The organism is Bradyrhizobium sp. SMVTL-02 (genome assembly GCF_051853005.1).
Classification (GTDB): domain Bacteria; phylum Pseudomonadota; class Alphaproteobacteria; order Rhizobiales; family Xanthobacteraceae; genus Bradyrhizobium.
Genome location: NZ_CP182469.1, coordinates 8,264,986 through 8,286,369 on the forward strand (window position 1 = coordinate 8,264,986; position 21,384 = coordinate 8,286,369).

General features: G+C 65.5%; 20 protein-coding genes. 13 read left to right on the forward strand and 7 right to left on the reverse strand.

Features of this window, described 5'->3' with window-relative positions; all coding sequences use genetic code 11:
- The first annotated feature begins 325 nt into the window (after window positions 1-325).
- The 7 genes from ACNJYB_RS39535 (at window position 326) to ACNJYB_RS39565 (ending at window position 9,921) form a co-directional block, all read left to right on the forward strand.
- The gene (locus ACNJYB_RS39535) at window positions 326-1,543 is read left to right on the forward strand and encodes an acyl-CoA dehydrogenase family protein (protein ID WP_439371915.1); all 1,218 of its coding nucleotides are present in this window, start codon (window positions 326-328) and stop codon (window positions 1,541-1,543) included.
- A gap of 56 nt (window positions 1,544-1,599) precedes the next feature.
- On the forward strand, window positions 1,600-2,580 hold the full coding sequence (locus ACNJYB_RS39540; RefSeq protein ID WP_439371917.1) for an amino acid--[acyl-carrier-protein] ligase: 981 nt from the start codon (window positions 1,600-1,602) through the stop codon (window positions 2,578-2,580).
- 73 nt (window positions 2,581-2,653) lie between these two features.
- Window positions 2,654-3,529, forward strand: coding sequence for an acyl-CoA acyltransferase (locus ACNJYB_RS39545; protein ID WP_439371918.1), 876 nt, complete (start codon window positions 2,654-2,656; stop codon window positions 3,527-3,529).
- Window positions 3,530-3,702: 173 nt separating this feature from the next.
- Window positions 3,703-6,570 carry a PAS-domain containing protein gene (locus ACNJYB_RS39550; RefSeq protein WP_439371920.1) on the forward strand — a complete coding sequence of 956 codons (2,868 nt, stop codon included), beginning with the start codon at window positions 3,703-3,705 and terminating at the stop codon, window positions 6,568-6,570.
- A 204-nt stretch (window positions 6,571-6,774) separates the two neighbouring features.
- A complete protein-coding gene (locus tag ACNJYB_RS39555; RefSeq protein WP_439371922.1) occupies window positions 6,775-7,749 on the forward strand; it encodes a tripartite tricarboxylate transporter substrate binding protein in 975 nt (324 codons plus the stop codon).
- A 173-nt stretch (window positions 7,750-7,922) separates the two neighbouring features.
- Window positions 7,923-8,408, forward strand: coding sequence for a tripartite tricarboxylate transporter TctB family protein (locus ACNJYB_RS39560; protein ID WP_439371923.1), 486 nt, complete (start codon window positions 7,923-7,925; stop codon window positions 8,406-8,408).
- Window positions 8,409-8,412: 4 nt separating this feature from the next.
- A complete protein-coding gene (locus tag ACNJYB_RS39565; RefSeq protein ID WP_439371924.1) occupies window positions 8,413-9,921 on the forward strand; it encodes a tripartite tricarboxylate transporter permease in 1,509 nt (502 codons plus the stop codon).
- A 211-nt stretch (window positions 9,922-10,132) separates the two neighbouring features.
- Here the strand turns inward: ACNJYB_RS39565 and ACNJYB_RS39570 are convergent, their stop codons facing one another.
- The gene (locus tag ACNJYB_RS39570; RefSeq protein WP_439371926.1) at window positions 10,133-10,594 is read right to left on the reverse strand and encodes a MarR family winged helix-turn-helix transcriptional regulator; all 462 of its coding nucleotides are present in this window, start codon (window positions 10,592-10,594) and stop codon (window positions 10,133-10,135) included.
- 96 nt (window positions 10,595-10,690) lie between these two features.
- On the opposite strand from ACNJYB_RS39570, the gene ACNJYB_RS39575 reads away from it, so the two are divergent.
- Window positions 10,691-11,059: an antibiotic biosynthesis monooxygenase family protein gene (locus ACNJYB_RS39575; protein WP_439371927.1), complete on the forward strand. Its 369-nt coding sequence runs from the start codon at window positions 10,691-10,693 to the stop codon at window positions 11,057-11,059.
- A gap of 158 nt (window positions 11,060-11,217) precedes the next feature.
- Here the strand turns inward: ACNJYB_RS39575 and ACNJYB_RS39580 are convergent, their stop codons facing one another.
- Window positions 11,218-12,912, reverse strand: a complete 1,695-nt coding sequence (locus tag ACNJYB_RS39580; protein ID WP_439371928.1) for an EAL domain-containing protein — start codon at window positions 12,910-12,912, stop codon at window positions 11,218-11,220.
- A 221-nt stretch (window positions 12,913-13,133) separates the two neighbouring features.
- On the opposite strand from ACNJYB_RS39580, the gene ACNJYB_RS39585 reads away from it, so the two are divergent.
- The gene (locus ACNJYB_RS39585) at window positions 13,134-13,394 is read left to right on the forward strand and encodes a hypothetical protein (RefSeq protein WP_439371929.1); all 261 of its coding nucleotides are present in this window, start codon (window positions 13,134-13,136) and stop codon (window positions 13,392-13,394) included.
- Between the two features lie 176 nt (window positions 13,395-13,570).
- Here ACNJYB_RS39585 and ACNJYB_RS39590 read toward each other — a convergent pair whose 3' ends face one another.
- The 3 genes from ACNJYB_RS39590 to mtgA all read right to left on the reverse strand — a co-directional run bounded on the left by ACNJYB_RS39590 (window position 13,571) and on the right by mtgA (window position 15,382).
- On the reverse strand, window positions 13,571-14,212 hold the full coding sequence (locus ACNJYB_RS39590; RefSeq protein WP_439371931.1) for a hypothetical protein: 642 nt from the start codon (window positions 14,210-14,212) through the stop codon (window positions 13,571-13,573).
- 143 nt (window positions 14,213-14,355) lie between these two features.
- Window positions 14,356-14,538 carry a 50S ribosomal protein L32 gene (gene rpmF, locus ACNJYB_RS39595; protein WP_439371932.1) on the reverse strand — a complete coding sequence of 61 codons (183 nt, stop codon included), beginning with the start codon at window positions 14,536-14,538 and terminating at the stop codon, window positions 14,356-14,358.
- Between the two features lie 169 nt (window positions 14,539-14,707).
- The gene (mtgA, locus tag ACNJYB_RS39600) at window positions 14,708-15,382 is read right to left on the reverse strand and encodes a monofunctional biosynthetic peptidoglycan transglycosylase (RefSeq protein ID WP_439371933.1); all 675 of its coding nucleotides are present in this window, start codon (window positions 15,380-15,382) and stop codon (window positions 14,708-14,710) included.
- A gap of 161 nt (window positions 15,383-15,543) precedes the next feature.
- Here mtgA and ACNJYB_RS39605 point away from each other — a divergent pair, with 161 nt between their 5' ends.
- Complete coding sequence (locus tag ACNJYB_RS39605) at window positions 15,544-16,467, forward strand: polyprenyl synthetase family protein (RefSeq protein ID WP_080133655.1); 924 nt, start codon at window positions 15,544-15,546, stop codon at window positions 16,465-16,467.
- Between the two features lie 199 nt (window positions 16,468-16,666).
- The gene (locus tag ACNJYB_RS39610; RefSeq protein WP_439371935.1) at window positions 16,667-17,356 is read left to right on the forward strand and encodes a DUF1345 domain-containing protein; all 690 of its coding nucleotides are present in this window, start codon (window positions 16,667-16,669) and stop codon (window positions 17,354-17,356) included.
- Between the two features lie 23 nt (window positions 17,357-17,379).
- Here ACNJYB_RS39610 and ACNJYB_RS39615 read toward each other — a convergent pair whose 3' ends face one another.
- Together ACNJYB_RS39615 and ACNJYB_RS39620 are read right to left on the reverse strand one after the other, a co-directional pair.
- A complete protein-coding gene (locus ACNJYB_RS39615) occupies window positions 17,380-19,206 on the reverse strand; it encodes a caspase family protein (protein WP_439371936.1) in 1,827 nt (608 codons plus the stop codon).
- Between the two features lie 183 nt (window positions 19,207-19,389).
- Window positions 19,390-19,818 carry a GFA family protein gene (locus tag ACNJYB_RS39620; protein ID WP_439371938.1) on the reverse strand — a complete coding sequence of 143 codons (429 nt, stop codon included), beginning with the start codon at window positions 19,816-19,818 and terminating at the stop codon, window positions 19,390-19,392.
- A gap of 93 nt (window positions 19,819-19,911) precedes the next feature.
- Between ACNJYB_RS39620 and ACNJYB_RS39625 the strand changes: the two genes are divergently transcribed.
- Complete coding sequence (locus ACNJYB_RS39625; protein ID WP_439371939.1) at window positions 19,912-20,286, forward strand: nuclear transport factor 2 family protein; 375 nt, start codon at window positions 19,912-19,914, stop codon at window positions 20,284-20,286.
- A 211-nt stretch (window positions 20,287-20,497) separates the two neighbouring features.
- Complete coding sequence (gene bla / locus ACNJYB_RS39630; RefSeq protein ID WP_439371940.1) at window positions 20,498-21,367, forward strand: class A beta-lactamase; 870 nt, start codon at window positions 20,498-20,500, stop codon at window positions 21,365-21,367.
- The last annotated feature ends 17 nt before the right edge of the window (window positions 21,368-21,384 follow it).

The window sequence follows — 21,384 nt, forward strand, 5'->3', positions numbered from 1 at the left end:
CGGACTGCCGGGTACGATGGGCAGGGCCGGCCGATCCCGCAATGGGGGTCATCATTACTTCGCGTTTCTTAGTAAACGATGACTCAGATTGTCTGGATTCATGCCTCTTCCAGTCCACTAAAGCGATCGCGGAAACCCGCGTGATACAAAAAACCGGCTCTTAACTGTCCATTCGGAATTGGGCTTCGTTTACCCTCTATTTCATCGACGAATTTGAATTAAATCCGTAGCCTCGTCTCACAAGCAAAGATGGTCGGAGGATCTCTTTACACGGCATCGCGAATGATGCCGGCGATCCTGAACGGCAAACCGGAGGCGGACGAGCATGAACGTGCGTGAAGCGGTCCTCACTGTCGACGAAACGCAAGCCAGCTTCCTCGATCAGGGCCCCTCCCTGATCGAGCGCGCCGCCCGGACCGCCGCAGCGGCCGCGGCCGACGCAGACGGGGTCGATCGCGACGCCCGCTTCCCTCATGAAGCCTTCGACGTCGCGCGTGAGCAGAAGCTGCTCGGCGTGATGATACCGGTCGAGTTCGGCGGCTTCGGTGCCTCGATCCACGACGTCACCGACATCTGCTACACGCTCGGGCGCTCCTGCGCCTCGACCGCAATGATCTACGCGATGCACATGACCAAGGTCGCCTGCGTCGTCAGGCACGGCCACGGCATCCCCTGGATGGAAACCATGATGCGCCGGGTCGCGCGCGACCAGTGGCTGCTCGCCTCCTCCACCACCGAAGGCCAGAACGGCGGCAACATCCGTGCCAGCGCCGCCGCCGTCGACCATGCCGGCGACACCGTCTCGCTGGTGCGCGACGCCACCGTGATCTCCTACGGCGCCGAAGCCGATGGTCTCGTCACCATCGCCCGGCGCGCCACCGATGCCGCCGCCTCCGACCAGGTGCTGCTGGCGCTCGCCAGGGACGATTATTCGCTGAAGCAGACGCAGGGCTGGGAGACGCTCGGCATGCGCGGCACCTGTTCGACCGGCTTCGAGCTGAAGGTCGATTGCCCCGCCGACCGTGTCTTCCCGGAAAGCTACGACAAGATCCACGCCCAGACCATGACGCCGTTCGCGCATATGTGCTGGTCCTCGGCCTGGGCCGGCATCGCCGCTGCGGCCGTCACGCGCGCGCAGGCTTTCATCCGCAAGGCGGCCCGCACGTCCGGCGGGCAGATGCCACCGGCGGCTGCACATTTCACCGCCGCGAAGATGTCGCTCGCAAAACTGCGCGCGCTGATTTCGGCCAACATCGAGGCCTTTTCCCGCGCCGAGCATGATGAACGCGCGCTCGGCTCGCTCGACTTCCAGTCGTCGATCACGCTGCTGAAGGTGCAGGCCTCCGAACTCGCGGTCGAGACCGTGATGCATGCGATGCGGACCGCAGGCCTTTCCGGCTACCGCAACGACGGCGAGTTCACCATGGGCCGTCACCTCCGCGACGTGCTGTCGTCGCCGATCATGATCAACAACGATCGTATTCTGGCCAACGCCGCCAGCTCGACGCTGATGAGCGGCGTACCATCGAGCCTTCATGACTGAAGTGCCTTCCCGACCAGATCAACAAGAACAATTTCGAGATAGCAGGACATCGACCCATGAATATTGCCGCCCTTCCCAATTCGCCGGAAACCGCACCGCAAATCGTTGATCCGCTCGATCATCTCGCCGGCAAGCTGTTCCACCGCATGGGTTCGGACGGCGTCTACGCCCGCACCGCGCTCTATGAGGGCGTCGTCGAGAAGCTCGCCGCGCTGATCACCAGCCATCGCGAAGCCGGCACCGAAGCCTTGCGCTTCCCGCCAGTGATGAGCCGCGCGCAGCTGGAGAAGTCAGGCTATCTCAAGAGCTTCCCGAACCTGCTGGGCTGCGTCTGCGGCTTGCACGGCACCGAGCGCGAGATCAACGCCGCAGTGAGCCGCTTCGACGCCGGCGGCGACTGGACCACGTCACTGTCGCCCGCCGACCTCGTGCTGTCGCCGGCGGCCTGCTATCCGGTCTATCCGATCGCGGCGAGCCGGGGGCAACTGCCGAAGGGCGGCCTGCGCTTCGACGTCGCCGCCGACTGCTTCCGCCGCGAGCCCTCGAAGCATCTCGACCGGCTGCAGTCGTTCCGGATGCGCGAATATGTCTGCATCGGAACGCCCGACGACGTCGCTGATTTCCGCGAGCGCTGGATGGTGCGCGCGCAGGCGATCGCCCGCGACCTCGGCCTTGCCTTCCGCGTCGACTATGCCAGCGATCCCTTCTTCGGCCGCGTCGGCCAGATGAAGGCGGTGAGCCAGAAGCAGCAGCAGCTCAAGTTCGAGCTGCTGATCCCGCTGCGCTCGGAAGAGCAGCCGACCGCCTGCATGAGCTTCAACTATCACCGCGAGCATTTCGGCACGACCTGGGGCATCCAGGATGCCAATGGCGAGCCGGCGCACACCGGCTGCGTCGCCTTCGGCATGGACCGCCTTGCCGTCGCCATGTTCCACACCCACGGCACCGATCTCTCCGCCTGGCCCGCCAAGGTGCGAGACATGCTGGGCCTGCAGCCGCAAGCCGCGGCTGAAGCCCATGGCGAAGGCTGGCGCTAGAGCATGATCCCGAAATGTTCATGCTGAAACGATGGACCGAACGAGGCCGACCATTTCCACGGGCAAGACGAGCGTGATCCATACCAAGGTCCGTTGCCGCGAGATCACCGAATCCGATGTCGGGAAGATTGCGAACTTGCTGACGCGCGGCTTCGTCGGCCGTTCACGCGAATACTGGATGCAGGGCCTGCGCCGGCAGGCCTTCCGGCCCGTGCCGGAGGGCTATCCGCGCTTCGGCTACATGCTCGACAACGACGGCGAGCCCGTCGGCGTGCTGCTGCTGATCTACACGACGCGAAAGCACGGCGAAGAGACCGCCATCCAGTGCAATTTGTCGAGCTGGTATGTCGATCCGGCCTACCGTAACTACGCTCCGTTTCTGACCAAGGTCGCGCAGCGACACAAGGATGTCACCTATCTCAACATCAGCCCGGCGCCGTGGACCTGGCCGATCATCGAGGCCCAGGGTTTTCGCGATTACTGTCGCGGCATCTTCTTTTCGGTGCCGGCGCTGGCGCGCGCCCCGCGCTGGAGCAAGGTTGAGGTGATCTCCCAGCACGCCAAGGCGATCGACGGGCTTTCCCCGGACGAGACCGATCTCCTGACGCGGCATGCGCGCTACAATTGCCTCAGCCTCGTCTGCCGCACGCCGAAGGGAACGTTCCCTTTCATCCTGCAACCGGTGCGCATTCGTCGCGGCTTCATCGCCCCGCCTGCGATGAAGCTGATCTACTGCCGCAACGCCGCCGAATACGCCGAATGCGCCGGCCGCATCGGCCGGCTGCTGCTGCGGTTCGGCAAGATCTCGGTGGCGGTCGACGCCAACGGCCCGATTCCCGGCCTCGCAGGTATCTATACCGAGCGGCGCCGCCGCAAATATTTCAAGGGTCCGCATCGGCCACAGCTTGCCGATCTCACGGATACGGAGCTCGTGCTGTACGGGCCGTAGCGAGCGCGGTCGGCCAACGCACGCAGGCGCTTCTGCATTTCCGACACACTCTCCATCGCCGGTCACCCTCCGTAAACTACTGCGCTTAAGGGAATTTTCCCGCCTCTTCGCTACCCTCGGCAACGGAATTACGTTGCGTTAAGTCTATTGCCTGCCGAGATCATGCCGACCCCATGACGTCGACCTGCGACAACGAGCTTGGTGCACGCCGCGAGCAGGGCCCGGACGCCCTGGTCGCGCTGAGCCAGCTTGCGCTCGATCGCATGGAGCAGGGTGTCTGCGTCTACGATGCCGACAACAGGATCGTGCTGGTCAACCAGAGCTACCGCTCGCTTTTCGATCTGTCTGCCGAAATCGTGCGCATCGGCACGAGCTACCGCGAGGTGCTCGCGCACAGTGCGAGCCGCGGCAACTTCCCGGAGAGCGAGCTCGACGCGCTGTATTCGGCGCGGATCGCGCAGATCGCAGGGGGCCAGCCGTTTCGGACCGAGCAGCGGCTGGCGAGCGGCCTCGTCATGTCGCTCGAGCTGAAGCCGCTTCCGGGCGGCGGCTGGATGACGATCTGCGACGACGTCAGCCGCCTCGCGCGGCTCGAGGCGGAATTGCACGTGCAGACCGAACGCAGCCAGCATGCGCTCGCCAACATGTCGCACGGCCTCATCATGTATGACGCCGACAGCCGCGTCGTCCTCTGCAACGAGCGCTTCCTGAAGCTCTACGATCTCGATCCCGACATCGTGAAACCCGGCGTGGCGCACAGTACGGCCATCGCGCACTGGCTCGCGCGCGGCAACGTGGCGGGCATGCCGGCGGAGGAATTCCACGACGCCAGGCTCGAGGACGTGCGCGCCAGGAAGGCGAAGACCCTGCTGGTGATGCGCTACGACGGGCGGATGGTGCAGGCGGTTTCCCGCTTCCTTCCCGACGGCGGCTGGGTGACGGTGCACGAAGACGTCACCGAACGGCTGCAATACGAGGAGACTCTGCGGCGGCAGAACTTCATTCTCGACGCAGCGCTGGAGAACATGGCGCACGGGCTCGCCTTCTACGACAGCGACATGCGCCTGCGCGTCTGCAACACCACCTACCGAAAGATCTACCTGCTCTCGCCGGAGGAGACGAGGCCCGGCACGCATCTCGGCGAACTGATCGAACGATCGATGGCGAACGGCGCGTTCACCTCGGAATACAGGCCCCAACAGATCCTGGAAGCGGCCCGCGCGCGGATCGCGAACCGCGATTCCTCGCCGATGCGCCGGCGCATGTCGAACGACACCGTGATATCCGTCCGCTACTGCGCGCTGGCCGAAGGCGGCTTCGTCGCCACCTATGAAGACATCACCGAACGCGAGCGCGCGGTCGAGGAATTGAGCGAGCAGTATCGGCGCTTCGATGCGGCCCTGAACAACATGAGCCAGGGCCTGTGCATGCTCGATTCGAGCCTGCGCGTCATCGTCTGCAACCGCCGCTACATCGAGATGTACGGTCTCTCGCCCGACATGGTGAAGCCGGGCGTCTCGATGCGCGAGATCATGGAGCACAGTTGTGCGATCGGCATCCATCCGAACACTTCCGGCGCCAAGCTCTACGCCGACTACGTCGAGCGGCTGCGCGAGGGCGACCATACGCTGCACCGCCATTTGAGCGACGGCCGCATCATCAAGCTCAATCACAAGCGGATGGAGCACGGCGGCTGGGTCGTCACCTATGAGGACGTCACCGAGCGGCACAAGGCCCAGGCCCGCGTGGCGCACATGGCGCGGCACGACTCCCTGACTGACCTGCCCAACCGCACCCTGTTCCGCGAGAAGATGGGCGAGGGACTGAACCACGTCGCGATTGCCGGCGGCGCAATGGCTGTGCTGTGCTTCGACCTCGACAACTTCAAGACGGTCAACGACCGCCTCGGCCATGCCGCCGGCGATCGACTGCTGCGCTGGGTCGCGGCCCGCCTGAAGGAGAATGTCGGCGAGCACGACACCGTCGCGCGGCTCGGCGGCGACGAGTTCGCCGTACTCCAGCGCGGCCCGCAGCCGCAATCGGCCGAACAGCTGGCCCGCCGCCTGGTCGAAATCATCGGTCACCCGCCGCCGCTGGAAAGCCAGGCGATCCATGTCGGCGTCTCCGTCGGCATCGCGATCGCCCCCGATCACGGCTTGGACGCCGACGAGCTGATGAAATGCGCCGATCTTGCGCTGTACCAGGCCAAGGCCAAGGGGCGCGGCGCCTACCGGCTGTTCGAGCCCGAGATGGAGGAAGAGGCGCGCAGCCGGCACGCGCTGGAGCACGATCTGCGCGGCGCGCTGGAGTCCAACCAGTTCCACCTGGTGTTCCAGCCGCAGATGCGGCTCGATTCGTCCGAGCTCATCGGCTTCGAGGCGCTGCTGCGCTGGAAGCATCCCTCGCGCGACTCGGTCTCGCCCGCCGAGTTCATCCCGATCGCTGAAGAGAACGGGCTGATCGTTCCGATAGGCGAATGGGTGCTGCGCACGGCCTGTGCCACTGCGGCGTCCTGGCGCGACGTCACCGTTGCGGTGAACCTGTCACCGGTGCAATTCCGCTCCCGCGGGCTGGTGGCGCTGGTCACGAGCGCGCTTGCGGAAGCCGGCCTTGCGCCGCGGCGGCTCGAGCTCGAGGTCACCGAGACGGCGCTGCTCGACGACAGCGAGGCGACGATCGAGATCCTGCACCAGCTCCGCGCGCTCGGTGTGCGCGTCAGCCTCGACGATTTCGGCGTCGGCTATTCCTCGCTCAGCTATCTGCGCAAGTTTCCGTTCGACCGCATCAAGATCGACCGCTCCTTCGTCGGCACGCTCGGCGAAAGCCCGGAGAGCGTTGCCATCGTCCGCACCATCGCCAGTCTCGGCTCCGTGCTCGGCGTCGAGACCACGGCCGAGGGCGTGGAGACCGAGGCGCAACTCGACTTCGTACGCGAATGCGGCTGCACCGCGGTGCAGGGCTATTACTTCGGCAAGCCCTGCCCAGCGGCGGAGGTCGGCCACATCATCGAGGCGCTGAACGCTGTGCGGCGCGTGGCGTAGGGGCTTCGGGCCTCCTCGAAATTCCGCCTCTCGGCACGTCTCCAAACGACCAATTGTCGCACGTCCCGTTTCCGCGGAGATCGCCGCCGCGCCCTGCGCGCGATCTACGCAATGCGCTTTTCTTCTCCCGAGATTTCGAGGACAATCCGCTCATAACAACGAGAGTCGGCGGTCCAACGAGATCGCCGCGAGGGAGGTATTTCGATGTCGCGATACGGGCTGAAGACGATTGCCTTTGCGGCCATGCAAGTCGTGGGCGCATTGCTCGCGACCGCCGCAGGCGCGCAGGACTATCCCACCAAGCCGGTCACGCTGATCGTGCCATGGCCGGCCGGCGGCTCGACCGACATCTCGATGCGCGCCATCGCCGACAGCGCCTCGAAGGTGCTGGGGCAGCCGATCGTGATCGACAACAAGGCTGGCGGCGGCGGCACGGTCGGCCCTGCGACCATGGCGGCGGCTGCGAAGCCGGACGGCTACACCATCTCGCAAATTCCGATCACCGTGTTCCGCCTGCCGCTGATGCAGGAGGTGTCATGGGATCCGGCGAAGGACTTCACTTATATCATCCACCTCACCGGCTACACGTTCGGCGTGACCACCAGCGCGGAATCGCAGTTCAAGTCCTGGAAGGACGTCGTAGAGTTCGCGAAGGCGAACCCCGGCAAGGTGACCTATGCAACGCCGGGTACCGGAACCTCGCTCCATATCGGCATGGAGCAGATCGCGGCGATGTCCGGCATCAAGCTCACCCAGGTGCCGTTCAAGGGCGGCGCCGAGACCAACGCGGCCGTGCTGGGACAGCACACGATGCTGCAGGCGGATTCGACGGGCTGGCGACCGCTGGTCGATGCCGGCAAGCTGAAGCTGCTGATGGTATGGACCGGGGCGCGGTCGCCAAACTACCCCGACGTGCCGACGCTGAAGGAGCTTGGCTATCCCATGGTCTATGATTCCCCGTTCGGCATCGCGGGGCCGAAGGGCATGGATCCGAAGATCGTCGCCAAGCTGCACGACGCCTTCAAGAAGGCGGTCGAGGATCCGGCGGTGATCGCCACGCTGGCCAAATACGACATGGTGCCGAACTACAAGAACACCGAGGACTACAAGAAGTTCGTCATCGAGGTCACGGAATCCGAGCGCAAGGTGATCGACACGCTCGGGCTGGCGAAGAAGTAGGGTCAGGCCGCCACATATGCTGACGCCATCGCGAGGCGGAAGCCGCGCTTGCGGCTCGCCTCGAAGGATGGTCGGGGCACCGTCGCCCTTCGAGGCCCGCTGAAGAAGCGGCCACCTCAGCGACAACGGCTTCGCCGTTGCGCAGGGCTGACGGTGATCGAGAGGTGTTTCAAATGAACAACCCAACCAACGTCAAACTCCGCCTCAACAACTCCGAACTCTGGGGCGGGCTGATCGGGCTCGCGCTCGGCGGCTTCGTGATCTGGCAGGGATTGAAGCTGAAGCTCGGCACCATCAACGATCCCGGCTCCGGCTATGTGCTGTTCTACACGGGCATGCTGATGTGCGTGTTCGCGGGCTCCATCGTCATCTCGGCCATCGCGGAAGGCGGGCCGACGCTGGAGTCGCGCTGGGAGAAGGCGCGCTGGAGCAAGCCGCTCCTCGTCATCGCCTGTCTCACCGCGTTCTCCTTCGCGCTCGAGCCGCTGGGATTTTTGCTGTCGTCGATCCCCTTGATGCTGCTGCTGTTGCGCCTGATCGATCCCGTGCGCTGGACGCTGGCGATTCCGATCGCCGTCATGGTGCCATCAGGAATGTGGTGGGTGCTCAAGCGCCTGCTGTTGATCCAGCTACCCTCTGGCCTGTTCGGGATCGGCTGACCGCATGGACACGCTTCTCAACGTCGCACATGGATTCGGTGTCGCGCTGCTGCCGATCAACCTGCTCTACTGCTTCATCGGTGTCTTCATCGGCACGCTGGTCGGGGTGCTGCCGGGCATCGGGCCGATCTCGGCGATGTCCCTGCTGTTGCCCGTGACGCTTTCGGGCACGCCGGAATCCGGCATCATCATGATGGCCGGCATCTATTACGGGTCGATGTATGGCGGATCGACCACCTCGATCCTGGTCAACATCCCCGGCGAGGCGGCCTCCGTCGTCACCTGCATCGACGGGCACCAGATGGCCAAGCAGGGCCGTGCCGGCCCTGCGCTCGGCATCTCCGCCTTCGGCTCCTTCATCGCCGGCACGTTCGCGCTGGTCGCCCTGATGCTGGTGGCCCCGAAGCTCGCCGGCATCGCGATCGCGTTCGGCCCGGCCGAGTATTTCAGCCTGATGGTGCTCGGCCTCGTGGTGCTCACCTTCCTGACCCAGGGCTCGATGCCGAAGGCGCTGCTGATGGCCTGCATCGGCGTCGTGCTCGGCCTGATCGGGCTCGACAGCATCACGGCGCAGCCGCGGCTGACATTCGGCCGCATGGAGCTGATCGACGGCATCGGTCTCGTCCCCGTAGTGATGGGGCTGTTCGGCGTCGCCGAGGTGCTGCTCAACATCGAGCAGGCGATCAAGCGCGACATCATCAATGCGAAGATCACCCAGCTCCTGCCCAACAAGGAGGACTGGCAGGCGAGCGCCGGCCCCGTGGCGCGCGGCACGCTGCTCGGCTTCCTGCTCGGCATCCTGCCGGGCGGCGGTGCGGTGGTGGCCTCGTTTGCGTCCTATGCGCTCGAGAAGCGGCTGTCGAAAGCGCCGGAGCGTTTCGGCCGCGGCGCGATCGAGGGCGTTGCGGGCCCCGAATCCGCAAACAACGCGGCAGCGGGCGGGGCGTTCATTCCGCTGATGACATTGGGCATCCCGCCGAACGTGGTGATGGCGCTGCTGCTCGGGGCCTTCGTCATCCACGGCCTGCAACCGGGCCCGCTGCTGATCACGCAAAACCCCGGCCTGTTCTGGGGAATCGTCGCCAGCATGTATATCGGCAACGTCATGCTGCTGATCCTCAACCTGCCGATGATCGGGATGTGGGTGCAGCTGTTGAAGCTGCCCTACAACATCCTGTTCCCGCTGATCATCCTGTTCACGATCCTGGGCGTCTACTGCTCGAGCAACAACGTGTTCGACGTCTATGTGATGATCGCGTTCGGCGTCATCGGCTATTTCATGCGCAAGCTCGGCTACGAGCCGGCGCCGTTGGTGCTCGCCTTCGTGCTCGGGCCGATGCTGGAGAACAATCTGCGCAAGTCGCTGATCCTGTCGCAGGGCGATCTCTGGACCTTCGTGCAGCGGCCGATCTCGGCGGCGTGCCTGACACTGGCGCTGGTGCTGCTGATCGCGCCGCTGCTGCCGTCGCTGCGCAGGAAGCGCGAACTGGTGGCGCTGGATGAGGGCGCATGAGTGTTTTATGGCCGCTGTGCGATCTCTTCCTTCTTCCCGTGTGGGAGAAGGTGGCATAGGCGGCCAGTGGCCGCGGTTCTTAAGAACGCCGAAGCAAAGCTTCGGCTATGGCGCCGGATGAGGGTTGTCTCCACAAACTCAGATCGCAAGGGATCGACTCGGTACGCTTCGCTTGGCCCATCCTACGGCATCTGCGCAAGATGCGGCATGATCACCTCTCACCGGCCTCCAGCCGGTCACGCAGAGCGCCAATCACGCGGCGGGCCGCCTCGATCTCCTTCACTGACAGGCCGTCCGCCAGGCTGTTGACCCACGGCGTCTGCAGGCGGCCTGCGGCGTCAAAGACCTGCCGGCCCTTGTCGGTGAGCACGACGAGCTGCGCCCGGCGGTGATGCGGATTGGTCTCGAACGCAACGAGGCCATCCCGCTCGAGATCGTTGACGATCCGCTGCACGTTCTGGCGGTTGGCGCCGAGATTGCGCGCGAGCCAGGCGACGGGCTCCGGACGCTCGGCATCGACGATCGCCCCCAGAATCTGCCAGCGCGCGCTGGTGAGGCCGAGCGAGGCGACCAGCCGGTCACCCGCGGTGAGGAGCAGGCCGTTGGCCCGGAACAGCTCGAGAATGAAGCCGGTCAGGGCCTCGCCCGCCGGGGTCCGCTTGATCTTGCTCATTTGTCTCGATCGCTCCTCATTGACATCGTAATGTCACTTATCTATGTCAGGTATCGCCTAATTGACATGATGATACCAATTACATGGAGTGATGTCATGCCCCAGATGCGTCCGCTCGACCCGACGTTCCCGATCGACCGCCAGATCGCGCTTGATGCCGGCCCCGTGGTGCTGGTCAACCTGTTCACGCTCGATGCGGCGGATGAGCAGCTTTTTCTGAAGCGCTGGCAAGACGATGCCGCCTTCATGAAGCGGCAGCCGGGCTTCATCTCGACCCAGTTGCATCGTGCGATCGGCGACAGCCCGACCTATCTCAACTACGCGGTCTGGGAGTCCAATGCGCATTTCCGCGCGGCTTTCACCCATCCGGAGTTCCGCGCGAAGATCGCGGACTACCCGACGTCGGCCATCGCAAGTCCGCATCTGTTTCAGAAGGTCGCAGTCGCGGGGATTTGTGTGGCGTAGGTGCGCATCGTCATTGCGAGCGCAGCGAGGCAATCCAGACCGCCGCGGCGGAAAGACTCTGGATTGCTTCGCTACGCTCGCAATGACGGAGGAGAGAGTCGAGCCCACGAGAGCAATCGTACGGAGGGCAAAGGCGCCCTCGCGCCTTTCCCCACCCCTCAGCCCGCCGCGGGCAGTGCGCTATCCACCGCCACACCCCACGGGCGCTCGGCTGAGGCGAGGCCGATCAGGCGGCCCTGGATGTAGTCGCAGCCCCAGTCGCGCAGCATGTTGGCGGCGTCTTCGTCCTGCACCCATTCGGCGACGGTCTTGATGTCGAGGCGGTGGGCGAGATCGATCAGGGTCTGTACGAAGGCGCGGTCGTCGGCGGAGTGCGTGATGTTCTGCACGAAGGCGCCGTCGATCTTGACGATGTCGACGCCGAGCTTGCGCAGATTCCGGAAGGAGGTGTAGCCGGCGCCGAAATCGTCGATGGCGATGCGGCTGCCGAAATTCTTCAGCCGCGTGACGAAACCGCGGACATCATCGATGTCCTGGATCGCGACCGTCTCTGTGATCTCGACGATCAGCCGCTCGGCGACCCCGGGATGGGCCAGCATCAGCGACTCGATTCCCGCCCACCAGTCCGGATCCATGGTGGTGTCGGGCGAGATATTGAGGCTGAGACTGACATCGGGCGCGGCCGCGAGCTCGGCCACCACGAGCTCGAGCACGCGGTGATCGACGAGGCGGATGAGGCCGAGCCGCTCGGCGACCGGCACGATGTCGGGCGCGAGCAGGACCTGGCCGTCGCCCTGGTCCATCCGCACCAGGCATTCGTGGAATGCGCGCTGGCGCGAGACGGCCGACACGACAGGTTCGTAGGCGAGCTTGATGCGGCGCTCGTTCAGCGCCGTGACGATCTCGTCGGTGACACGGATGTTGACGCGGCGCTGCGCATCGCGCGCAGCATCGGGACGCCAGGCCGCAAACGAGCCGGCCCGCCGGCGCTTGGCAGCATCGAGCGTCTCATGCGCGCGATTGACCGCCTCGTCGGTGTTGCGGGCATAGCGCGGCAGGCTGACCGCCCCGATCGAGGCGGTGACCGAGACCGGACCGGATTTCGTCGGCACCACCTCGTCGCGGATGCCGGCGAGGAAACGCTCGGCGGCGACGTTCATGTCGTCGATGGTGCAGTTCTTCAGGATCAGGCCGAACTTGTTGCCGGAGAAGCGCCCGAGCACGTCGCCGCCGCGCAGGCGCGCGCGGATGCGCCCGGCGATGTCGAGGATCACCGCGTCGGCGACGTCGAAGCCGAAAGCGTCGTTGACGCGGGCGAGATGATCGATGCCGACCAGCATGAAGGCCGCCGTCGAGCGGAAGCGCCTCGTCTCCTCGATCGCCTCGGCCAGCGCCGCGATCAGATGGGAGCGGTTGAGCTCGCCCGTCAGTGGATCGAGCCGGGCCAGCCTGGTCAATTCCTGGTCGCGGGCGTGGCGCTCATTGTTGATGCGGACGGAGCCGATCGCACGCGTCGGCCGGCCATCGGGGCCGGCGAACCAGCGGCCGGTCTCCTCGATCCAGATCACGGGATCGGAGGCGCTCATGCGCACGCCATACTCGACGCGGTAGGGCGTGCCGTCGCCACCGTGCACCGGGGAGGTCTGCGCCAGCGCGGCGCTCCGCAGCGACTGCGCGGGCTCGATCAGCTTGGCGAATTCGGCGCCGGTCGCAAGCCGCTCGGCGGGGATGCCGGGGAAGACGGCACTGACCTGCTCGCCCCAGGCGATGGCGTCACTGGCGATGTCCCAGGCGAACACGGCCTGGCCAAGGGCGGCCAGGATGTCGGAGGCTTGCGGCAATGCAGGGGTCAAAATCGCCTCGTTTCGGGACAGCGGGAGTCCTGAGCCGGCACAGGATAGAGCCAGATTCGCCTTCGACCCTAGGCAAAGTTGATAAACAATTTGGAAACCACGTTGTGAAGTGAGGAGGGAACCAAACCGGCCCGCGCGGCATAGGCCTTGCGAGTACTGACACGCACCCGGCGCCCGCGTCCCGAAACGCGACAGGCTCCGCCGGATCAACGGTGATCGCGATGTTGGCTACTGGTCGATCGGACGAGTTGGACAGCGGAAAGGGCACGGCCCTGGTGCCGATGGTGCCGACGTTGCAGTGGGTCAACAAGGCGCCGCTGCCCCGCCCTGATCCGAGCTTCGTCACCCAGCTGATCGCCAACGCCGAGCACCTGCCCCAGACCAGCCGGCTCCGCCGCGCCTCGTCGGAAGATGCGCTGATCGCCTATGGCAGCAAGCGCCCGCTCGGAAGCGTCAGCGCCCGCACGCGGCAGGTGGCTTGATAAGCAGGAGATCGCGCTTCACCTCGCCCCGCTTGCGGGGGCGAGGTCGATCGCGAAGCGATCGGGCGAGGGGGACCCTCCGCGAGTCCAACTCTCACCATCCCCGGTGGAGACCCCAACCCTCTCCCCGCAAGCGGGGCGAGGGAGCGCACCGACACCGCGGCGACAGGCTCAAGTCAGCGCGGCGTGTCGGGCGAGGGCGGCGTGCCGTTGCCCGGCTGCAGATGCGGCGAGGGGATTTCCGGCGAGGGCGGGCTCACCGGCTTCGGCGCGGGATGATCCATCAGCACGGATTCGGCGACCGACTGCGCGGAGGGCGCGGGCGGCACCACCGGCGCTGGCTGCGGCGCCGGCTCGAACTTGGGCTCGGCCACAGCTTCATCAGCAGGCGGTTCGGCCCGACGCTTGGCCTTCCGCGGCGCCGGCGCCGTGGTCTCGGCGACATAGGTGACGCGGCGGCGCGTGCGCTGGGCGATGCCGCCGAGGAAATCGGCCATCGCGAGCAGCACCAGCAGGAAAAAGGTGGAATTGCCGAATTTGGGCCACATCACGAATTCGGCGGCGGCCGCGCCGAAGATGATCAGCGACAGCAGATGGTCCATCAGGAATTTCGAGCCGGGCCGCGCGCCCTTGACCACCTCGAGCAGCAACAGCACCACGCCGAGCGCGAGCAGGAGATCGGCGAGCGTGACCGGCCAGGTCTCGCCCGTGATCATCGGCACCTTGAACAGCACGTCCGAGAAGGACACGCTGGGCATCAGAAAGGCGATGATGTTGTAGACCGCGAGCGGAATCAGAAGCAGCGGGAAACCGACCATCGGCAAGATGCCTTCTCGATCAAGATGTCCAGACAGGACAATGCGGCGGCGAAGCATTGGCTCCGCCGCCGTCACTGCCATATCTCATGGGTTGGCCGAAATCAGGCAGGCCCGATCATCCCGCCCGGAGAAAGGTCCTGAATTCAGGTCTCTTTCTTCTTCAGGACCTGACGGCCCTTGTACATGCCGGTCTTGAGATCGAGATGGTGGGGACGACGGAGCTCGCCGGAGTCCTTGTCTTCCACATAGGTCGGCTTCTTGATGGCGTCTGCCGAGCGGCGCATGCCACGGCGCGACGGCGAGGTTTTTCTTCTCGGAACGGCCATTTCAATATCCTCTAGGGATTGGTGTTATCGGGGCATCGTCCGGGAGGGGACGGCTCAGCACCCGCAATACGAGGCGAGCTGAATGCCGATCAAGGCCGGGCTTATAGAGGAAGGCCGGCCGTAAAGCTAGGCTTTTGGCCCGGAAAATGCGCCCCAAAAGGGCCCGGAATCAGCGATTTTCCCGCCAGCAGGTCACAAGCGAACTCGCCTGGCCCCGCGCCATATAGGTGGCTGCCAGCCGCCGGACACCCGGTCCCGGGGTCCGGGCGCTGCGTTTGACCGGATTCGGCAGGATCGCGGCCAAAAGCGCGGCCTCCCGGGGCGAGAGGTTCTCGGCCGATTTGCCGAAGGCATAGGCGCTGGCCGCCTCTACCCCGAACTGGCCCTGCGGGCCCAGCTCCGCGATATTGAGGTAAATTTCGAGAATCCGCGGCTTGGGCAGCACGAGGTCGATCCACAGCGCCAGTGGGAATTCCAGCGCCTTGCGGATGAAGTCCCGCCCCTGCCAGAGGAACAGGTTTTTTGCGACCTGCTGGGTGATGGTGGAGGCGCCCCGAAAGGCGGTGCCGTCCTCCCTCGCGTCGTCGATCGCCTCGCGCAGCGCGCCCCAATCGATGCCGTGATGCTTGCAGAAATGAGCATCCTCGGCCGCCACCACCGCACGCGGCAGGTAGGGCGACATGTCAGCCAGATCGATCCACACCCGCTGCATCGGCGCGCCCCGCAAGCTGCGCCAGGCCATCAGTGTCGAAACGGGATGGCCGGCGCGATAGAATGGCGCGATCACATAGGGCGCGAGGACCACGACCGCGAGCACCACCAGCAGGATCTTGACGATGCGCAAATCGACCTTTCCGGCGCAAACTGAACCGCGGCCACGGGCTGGACCATTAAGTCTGTGATAATTCGGCTCTTTTCCAGCACTTTTTAGGCCTTCCAAGCGATTGACTGATGCAGGCGCATAAAGGATTGTCCCGCCGAATTTTAGTTCTGGAGCCCTTCTTGATGACCGGCACGTCCCCGTCCGATTTCGCCAAACGTCTGGACAAGACCGCTGATGATACCGAGGCCCTGCTCGGGCGCCTGCTGTCGGACGACATCCTGCACGATGAGATCGCCCGGCCCAAGCGACTGATGGACGCAATGCGCTATTCAAGCCTTAACGGCGGCAAGCGCCTGCGGCCGTTCCTTGTGGTCGAAAGCGCCGCGGTGTTCGGCGTGCCGCGCGAAGCCGCCCTGCTCGTCGGCGCCGCGCTCGAATGCATCCACTGCTACTCGTTGATCCATGACGACCTGCCGGCGATGGACAATTCCGACCTGCGCCGCGGCCGCCCCACCCTGCACAAGCAGACCGACGACGCCACCGCGATCCTCGCCGGCGACGGCCTCTTGACGCTCGCCTTCGACATCGTCACCCGCGACGAGATCCATCGCGACGCCAATGTGCGGCTCTTGCTGACGCGCGCGCTGGCGCGCTGCGCCGGCATCGGCGGCATGGTCGGCGGCCAGATCCTCGACCTCGCCGGCGAGGGCCGCTTCGGCGGCAACGAACCGATCGATGTCGCCCGTATTCAACAGATGAAGACCGGTGCGCTCTTGCGCTACGGCTGCATCGCCGGCGCGATCCTCGGCCAGGCCTCGCAGAAGGAATATCAGGCGCTCGACGATTACGGCCGCGCGCTTGGCGAAGCCTTCCAGATCGCCGACGACCTGCTCGACGTCGAGGGCGATGCCGCCGCGCTCGGCAAGCCGGCCGGCGCCGATGCCGCACTCGGCAAGACCACCTTCGTCACACAACTCGGCATCGAAGGCGCCAAGCAGCGCGTACGCGACCTGCTCGCGCGCGCCGACAGCGCCGTCTCGATCTTCGGCGATCGCGCCGCCGTGCTGCAAGCCGCCGCGCGCTTCGTCGCCGAGCGGAAGAACTGACTAGGAACTATCTTCACCTCTCCCCGCTTGCGGGGAGGGGTCGGATTGCATCGAAGATGCAATCCGGGTGAGGGGGAGCCTCCGCGAAGCCAGCTCTCACCGTCCTTGCGGAGGTCCCCCCTCACCCCAACCCTCTCCCCGCAAGCGGGGCGAGGGAGCAGACCGCCGCCGCGGCAACTGTGAGAGAGCCCTCACCGTCATGGCCACCGACAAAGAAGATCCCGTTCTCGTCCGCTTCCGCAAGATGTCGCGGCCGGTGCGGCTGATCTATGCACGGCCGCGGACCTTCATTGCGCTCGCGGCCGGCATCCTGGTCAGCCTGCTGCTGCCGGGCTCGCACCGGCTGGTGACGCGGCTGCTGTTCGGCTGGGATGCGCTGATCGCGGTCTATCTCGTGCTGGTCTATGCGATGATGCTGTGCAACGACCACCAGCACATCCGCCGCGCCGCGGCGATGCAGGACGACGGCCGCTTCGTGATTCTGCTGGTGACGGCGACCGGCGCCTTCGCCAGCATCGCCGCGATCGTTTCCGAGCTCGGCACACCACATCGCGGAGCGCTGGAGCTGACCATCGCGATCACCACGATCGTGCTGTCATGGGCCGCCGTGCACACGACCTTCGCGCTGCATTACGCCCACGATTATTATCGGAACGCCAAGCCGGGCGGCTTGCAGTTTCCGAGCGGCGACAAGGAAGACCACGCCGACTATTGGGACTTCGTCTATTTCTCGTTCGTGATCGGCATGACCGCGCAGGTCTCCGACGTCGGCATCACCGACAAGACCATCCGCCGCACCGCCACCGCCCACGGCATCGTGTCCTTCATCTACAACACGGCCTTGCTGGCGCTGACGGTCAACATCGCGGCGAGCGCGATTTCGAACTAGGCTGCCGTCGCGGCCTAGTGGTGTCAGTTGCACACCTCGGCATTGGCATCGTTGCCAGGGCCGCCACCGCCACGATATTCGAGATGGCAGCCCCGGTTGACGGGACGGCAACCGCTGCTGTTGCAGAACACCTGACCCCCACCCGAGCGACGGCCGGCGCCGGCGGCGGCAGCGATGCCGGCAGCTGCACCGTAGCCGCCTGACGCTTCGGCAGCCGCACCGCCGGCCTGGCGACGCTGCCGGGTCGGACGTTCATCACTGTCGTCGCGCTTGGCCGTTGCAGGCTTGGCCGGCCTGGCGGCGCGCTGCTTCTCGCACTCATTGTCGTCGTTGACCGCATAGCCCTCACGGCAAACGATCTTCGTGCACCTGTCGCCGTCGGCCTTGAAGCCGTGCTCGCAGACCAGCGGACAGACGCGCGACGGCTTGGCCTTGACCGCGTCGAGCGCGTCGGTGCTCGCGACCTTCACGTCGAGCTTGGTGCCGGCGTAGCGGTTGAACTGCGACAGCGAGCGCTGCGAGGACGTGTTCCAATTGCCGTCGGCCTGACCGGAGTAGCAGCCGACCCGGCCGAGCTCGGTCTGCACCGAGCGGCTGAGATCGGCCGGACTGGTCGCCCGCGTCAGCGAGGCAACGTTGGTGCCCGCCGGGCTCGCGGTGGTGGCCGGCGCGGTGCCTGGCGCCGCGGCGGCGAGCTCGACGCGCTGCTGCTCGGCGGCGGCCGCCTGCTGCTGCGCCTGCTCCTTGGCCTTCTGCGCCGCGAGTTGGGCCTGCTCGGCGGCCTTCGCATCGGCCGCAGCCTTGGCCTGCGCATCCTTCTGCGCGCCGAGAGCAGCAAGACGATCGCGCTCGGCCTCGGCTTGCTTCGCCTTCTCGATCGCCGCCGCATGGGCCTGCTCGGCCTGGATCTTGTCGATCTGCAGCTTGGCGAGGTTGGCATAGAAGCCGTCAGGGTGCTGGGCGAGGAAGGCTTCCCACGCCGGCTTGTTGCCGACCTGGAGCGCGAGCTCGTAGTCGCGGCGGATATCGGCCTGCGGGTTCGCCACCGGCGCCGCAGGCGCTGCAGCCACCGCCTTGACCGGCACCAGCGGGACATCGTCGCCGCCGAGCGAGCCGTAGACGAACGGTTCCTGCTTGTTGCCGGTCGACTTCAGCACGTCGTCGCGCACGAAGCCGAAGGCGCGGCGGACATCGAGGCCCGGCGTCGTCAGATGCTTCGACAGCGCCACCGTAAACGGACTGTTGGCGCCGTCCCCGTCCTGCGCCGTGAAGCCGGCCTTGGCCGAATAGGCGATCAGCGTGTTGGGGCTGGTCGGCTCGACCTGGGCGAGACCGCGGCCGATGCCGCGCGAGGCGATCGTGCGCTTCATGGTCTTCCCAAAGGGATTGTCGCGGCAGGCGTCCAGGATCACCAGGCGAAGCTGCTTGGCGGGCTCGACCGCGACCAGGACGCGGTCGAGCGACAGCGCCTCGTCGTAGACGTCGGTGTCGCGCTCGAGCCTGGCGTCGACGGGGATCAGATAATTGGAGCCCTCGACCTCGATGCCGTGACCGGCATAGTAAACCACTGCAATGTCGGCAGTGCGGGTCGCGTCGGCAAAGTCGCGCAGCACACGCCGCGTGTCCTGGGCGGACAAATCGTGCCGGGAATCGACGACGTCGAAACCGGCCTCCTTCAGCGTGTTGGCCATCACCGCACCGTCGTTGACGGGGTTGGCCAGCAAGGGGGCGTGCTGGTAGGCCGAGTTGGCGAGCACCAGCGCCACGCGCTTTCCGGCAAAAGCGGGATCAGTGCCAAACAGCAGCGCAGCAGCAAGAAGAAGCGGGCAAAGTCTGAGCAGGTTGCGCATGACACGACATCCGAAGTTCGGGCCACCCGGGCCCCTTTGGGCACCGCTCTAGCAGGACCAATCGCCGGCGCTTGTGATGGAGGTCACGAAGGCGGCATCGATGACGGGCGGAAAGACCCTTTATGTTTGTCACGCCAGCGCGGTCGGGGTTCGGCGACACAAGCGGGCGCGGGCCAGGTTCCTCTAGGGATCGCCGACATGCGCCCGATATTGCGGAAGATCGTCCGTGATCTCGTGCCAAGGCGCCTTCGAGCCCACGAAAATATGGGCGCTCGGGCGGATCGAGGGGGCATCGACCAGGGTTCCCATGGCGACATGGACCCATTTCCCCTCCCGCACCCGGGAATAGAGCAGCGAGCCGCATCGGGCACAGTGGGCGTCATGGGTGACCTGGTCCCCGTAAATAAGCCGCTGGTCGCCGCCCTGGACGATGCGGAGCTCCTCCTGCGCGATGCCGGCGAACGGCTTGAAGGCGGAGCCGGTGGTGCGGCGGCAGTTCGAACAGTGGCAGTTCATCGCATAGGAGAACGCGTCGGTCACTTCAAAGCGTACCGTGCGGCAATAGCATTCGCCGGACAGGATACGAGCGTTCGAACTTTCTGATCCGGTCATGGCGACGCCTTCGCGCAATTGGCTGACACACCCATAGCGCATTTTGATGTGTACGATTAAGTTCCGCCCAAGCCATCTGCAAAGGGATGACCCATGAGCCAGAACCGTTCGAGCGTCGAAGCCGTCGTGCAATCCTATTTTGACGGGCTCTATGAGGGTGATGCCGAAAAGCTCGGCGCCGTCTTCCATCCGTCCGCCGATCTGCGCTGGGTGGAAAACGGCGAGCTGAAGATCCTGACCGTACCGGACTGGCTCGCCTGGGTACGCAAGCGCGCCTCCGCGAAAGCCGAAGGCAAACCGCGTGAGGATTTCATCGTCACCATCGACCGCTCCGACGACAAGACCGCCTTCATCAAGGTGCGTTGCCAGCTGCCGCCGCGCTACTTCACCGACTATCTGGTCGCGATGAAGCTCGCCGACGGCTGGCAGATCGTATCGAAATCGTACAGGTATGACCTGAGGGAGTGAGGGAGTACTCTCGCGCTGCCCGAATTCGGGCGCGCTTGCCCCTCATTCTCCGTCATTGCGAGCTCCGCTCTCGCCGCGTCATTGCGAGGAGCCCTTGCGACGGAGCAAAATCCCGCCGCGGAAAGACTCTGGATTGCTTCGCTGTGCTCGCAATGACGGCGCGGATAAAGCGTACGCTACGTCTTCCCACTCACCCGCCTGAAAGTCCCCCATGCTTCTCGATCGCCGCTCCCTGCTCGCCTCGCTCGCCTGGATGGCCGCGTCTCCCACGCTTGCCGCGGAAGCGCCGCCAGAGCTCGAATCCTATGAGCGCGACAGCGGCGGACGGATCGGGCTCTATGCAGAGAATCTCGCGACCGGCAAGAAGCTCGCCTGGCGGGCCGACGAGCGCTTCGTCATGTGCTCGACGTTCAAGGCCCCGCTCGCGGCCTGCGTGCTGGCGCGCGTCGATCGCGGCGAAGAGCAGCTTGCGGCCATGATCCCTTATGGCGAGGCGGATCTGCTGGAATACGCTCCGGTGGCCAAGCAGAATCTCGCGGCCGGCAAGATGTCGGTCGGCGAGATGTGCAAGGCAATCGTCGAGCTCAGCGACAACACCTGCGCCAATCTGCTGCTGGCACGGATCGGCGGGCCGGCCGCGCTTACCGCATTCTGGCGATCACTTGGTGACACCACCTCCCGGCTCGACCACAACGAGCCCGAGCTCAACCGCTCGCCGCCCGGCAATCCCCATGACACCACGACGCCGGCGGCGATGGCGAACAATCTGCGGCGGCTGGTGCTGGGCGAGGCGCTGTCGCAGGCCTCACGCGTCCAGCTCACCGACTGGATGGTGAACTGCAAGACCGGCGCGAACCGGCTGCGCGGCGGCCTGCCGGCGGACTGGAAGATCGGCGACAAGACCGGCAACAACGGCAAGGATGCGTCGGGCGATATCGCGGTCGTCTGGCCCAAGTTCGACAACAAGCCCGATGCGCCGATCCTGATCGCGGCCTATACCCAGGGCGGCACGCCGAATGCGGCGCAGATCGCGTCCGCTTTTGCCCGCATCGGACGCATGGTGGCGGAACGGCTGGCGTAAGGCCCGCGCATTGACCT

Bases quoted from the DNA above. Each gene is read 5' to 3' on its own strand.
- ACNJYB_RS39535 (WP_439371915.1), top strand. From the start codon at position 326: ATGAACGTGCGTGAAGCGGTCCTCACTGTCGACGAAACGCAAGCCAGC.
- rpmF (WP_439371932.1), bottom strand. From the start codon at position 14,538: ATGGCCGTTCCGAGAAGAAAAACCTCGCCGTCGCGCCGTGGCATGCGC.
- ACNJYB_RS39625 (WP_439371939.1), top strand. From the start codon at position 19,912: ATGAGCCAGAACCGTTCGAGCGTCGAAGCCGTCGTGCAATCCTATTTT.
- ACNJYB_RS39605 (WP_080133655.1), top strand. From the start codon at position 15,544: ATGACCGGCACGTCCCCGTCCGATTTCGCCAAACGTCTGGACAAGACC.
- ACNJYB_RS39540 (WP_439371917.1), top strand. From the start codon at position 1,600: ATGAATATTGCCGCCCTTCCCAATTCGCCGGAAACCGCACCGCAAATC.
- ACNJYB_RS39570 (WP_439371926.1), bottom strand. From the start codon at position 10,594: ATGAGCAAGATCAAGCGGACCCCGGCGGGCGAGGCCCTGACCGGCTTC.
- bla (WP_439371940.1), top strand. From the start codon at position 20,498: ATGCTTCTCGATCGCCGCTCCCTGCTCGCCTCGCTCGCCTGGATGGCC.
- ACNJYB_RS39575 (WP_439371927.1), top strand. From the start codon at position 10,691: ATGCCCCAGATGCGTCCGCTCGACCCGACGTTCCCGATCGACCGCCAG.
- ACNJYB_RS39555 (WP_439371922.1), top strand. From the start codon at position 6,775: ATGTCGCGATACGGGCTGAAGACGATTGCCTTTGCGGCCATGCAAGTC.
- ACNJYB_RS39560 (WP_439371923.1), top strand. From the start codon at position 7,923: ATGAACAACCCAACCAACGTCAAACTCCGCCTCAACAACTCCGAACTC.
- ACNJYB_RS39565 (WP_439371924.1), top strand. From the start codon at position 8,413: ATGGACACGCTTCTCAACGTCGCACATGGATTCGGTGTCGCGCTGCTG.
- ACNJYB_RS39620 (WP_439371938.1), bottom strand. From the start codon at position 19,818: ATGACCGGATCAGAAAGTTCGAACGCTCGTATCCTGTCCGGCGAATGC.
- ACNJYB_RS39610 (WP_439371935.1), top strand. From the start codon at position 16,667: ATGGCCACCGACAAAGAAGATCCCGTTCTCGTCCGCTTCCGCAAGATG.
- ACNJYB_RS39590 (WP_439371931.1), bottom strand. From the start codon at position 14,212: ATGGTCGGTTTCCCGCTGCTTCTGATTCCGCTCGCGGTCTACAACATC.
- ACNJYB_RS39615 (WP_439371936.1), bottom strand. From the start codon at position 19,206: ATGCGCAACCTGCTCAGACTTTGCCCGCTTCTTCTTGCTGCTGCGCTG.
- ACNJYB_RS39550 (WP_439371920.1), top strand. From the start codon at position 3,703: ATGACGTCGACCTGCGACAACGAGCTTGGTGCACGCCGCGAGCAGGGC.
- ACNJYB_RS39585 (WP_439371929.1), top strand. From the start codon at position 13,134: ATGTTGGCTACTGGTCGATCGGACGAGTTGGACAGCGGAAAGGGCACG.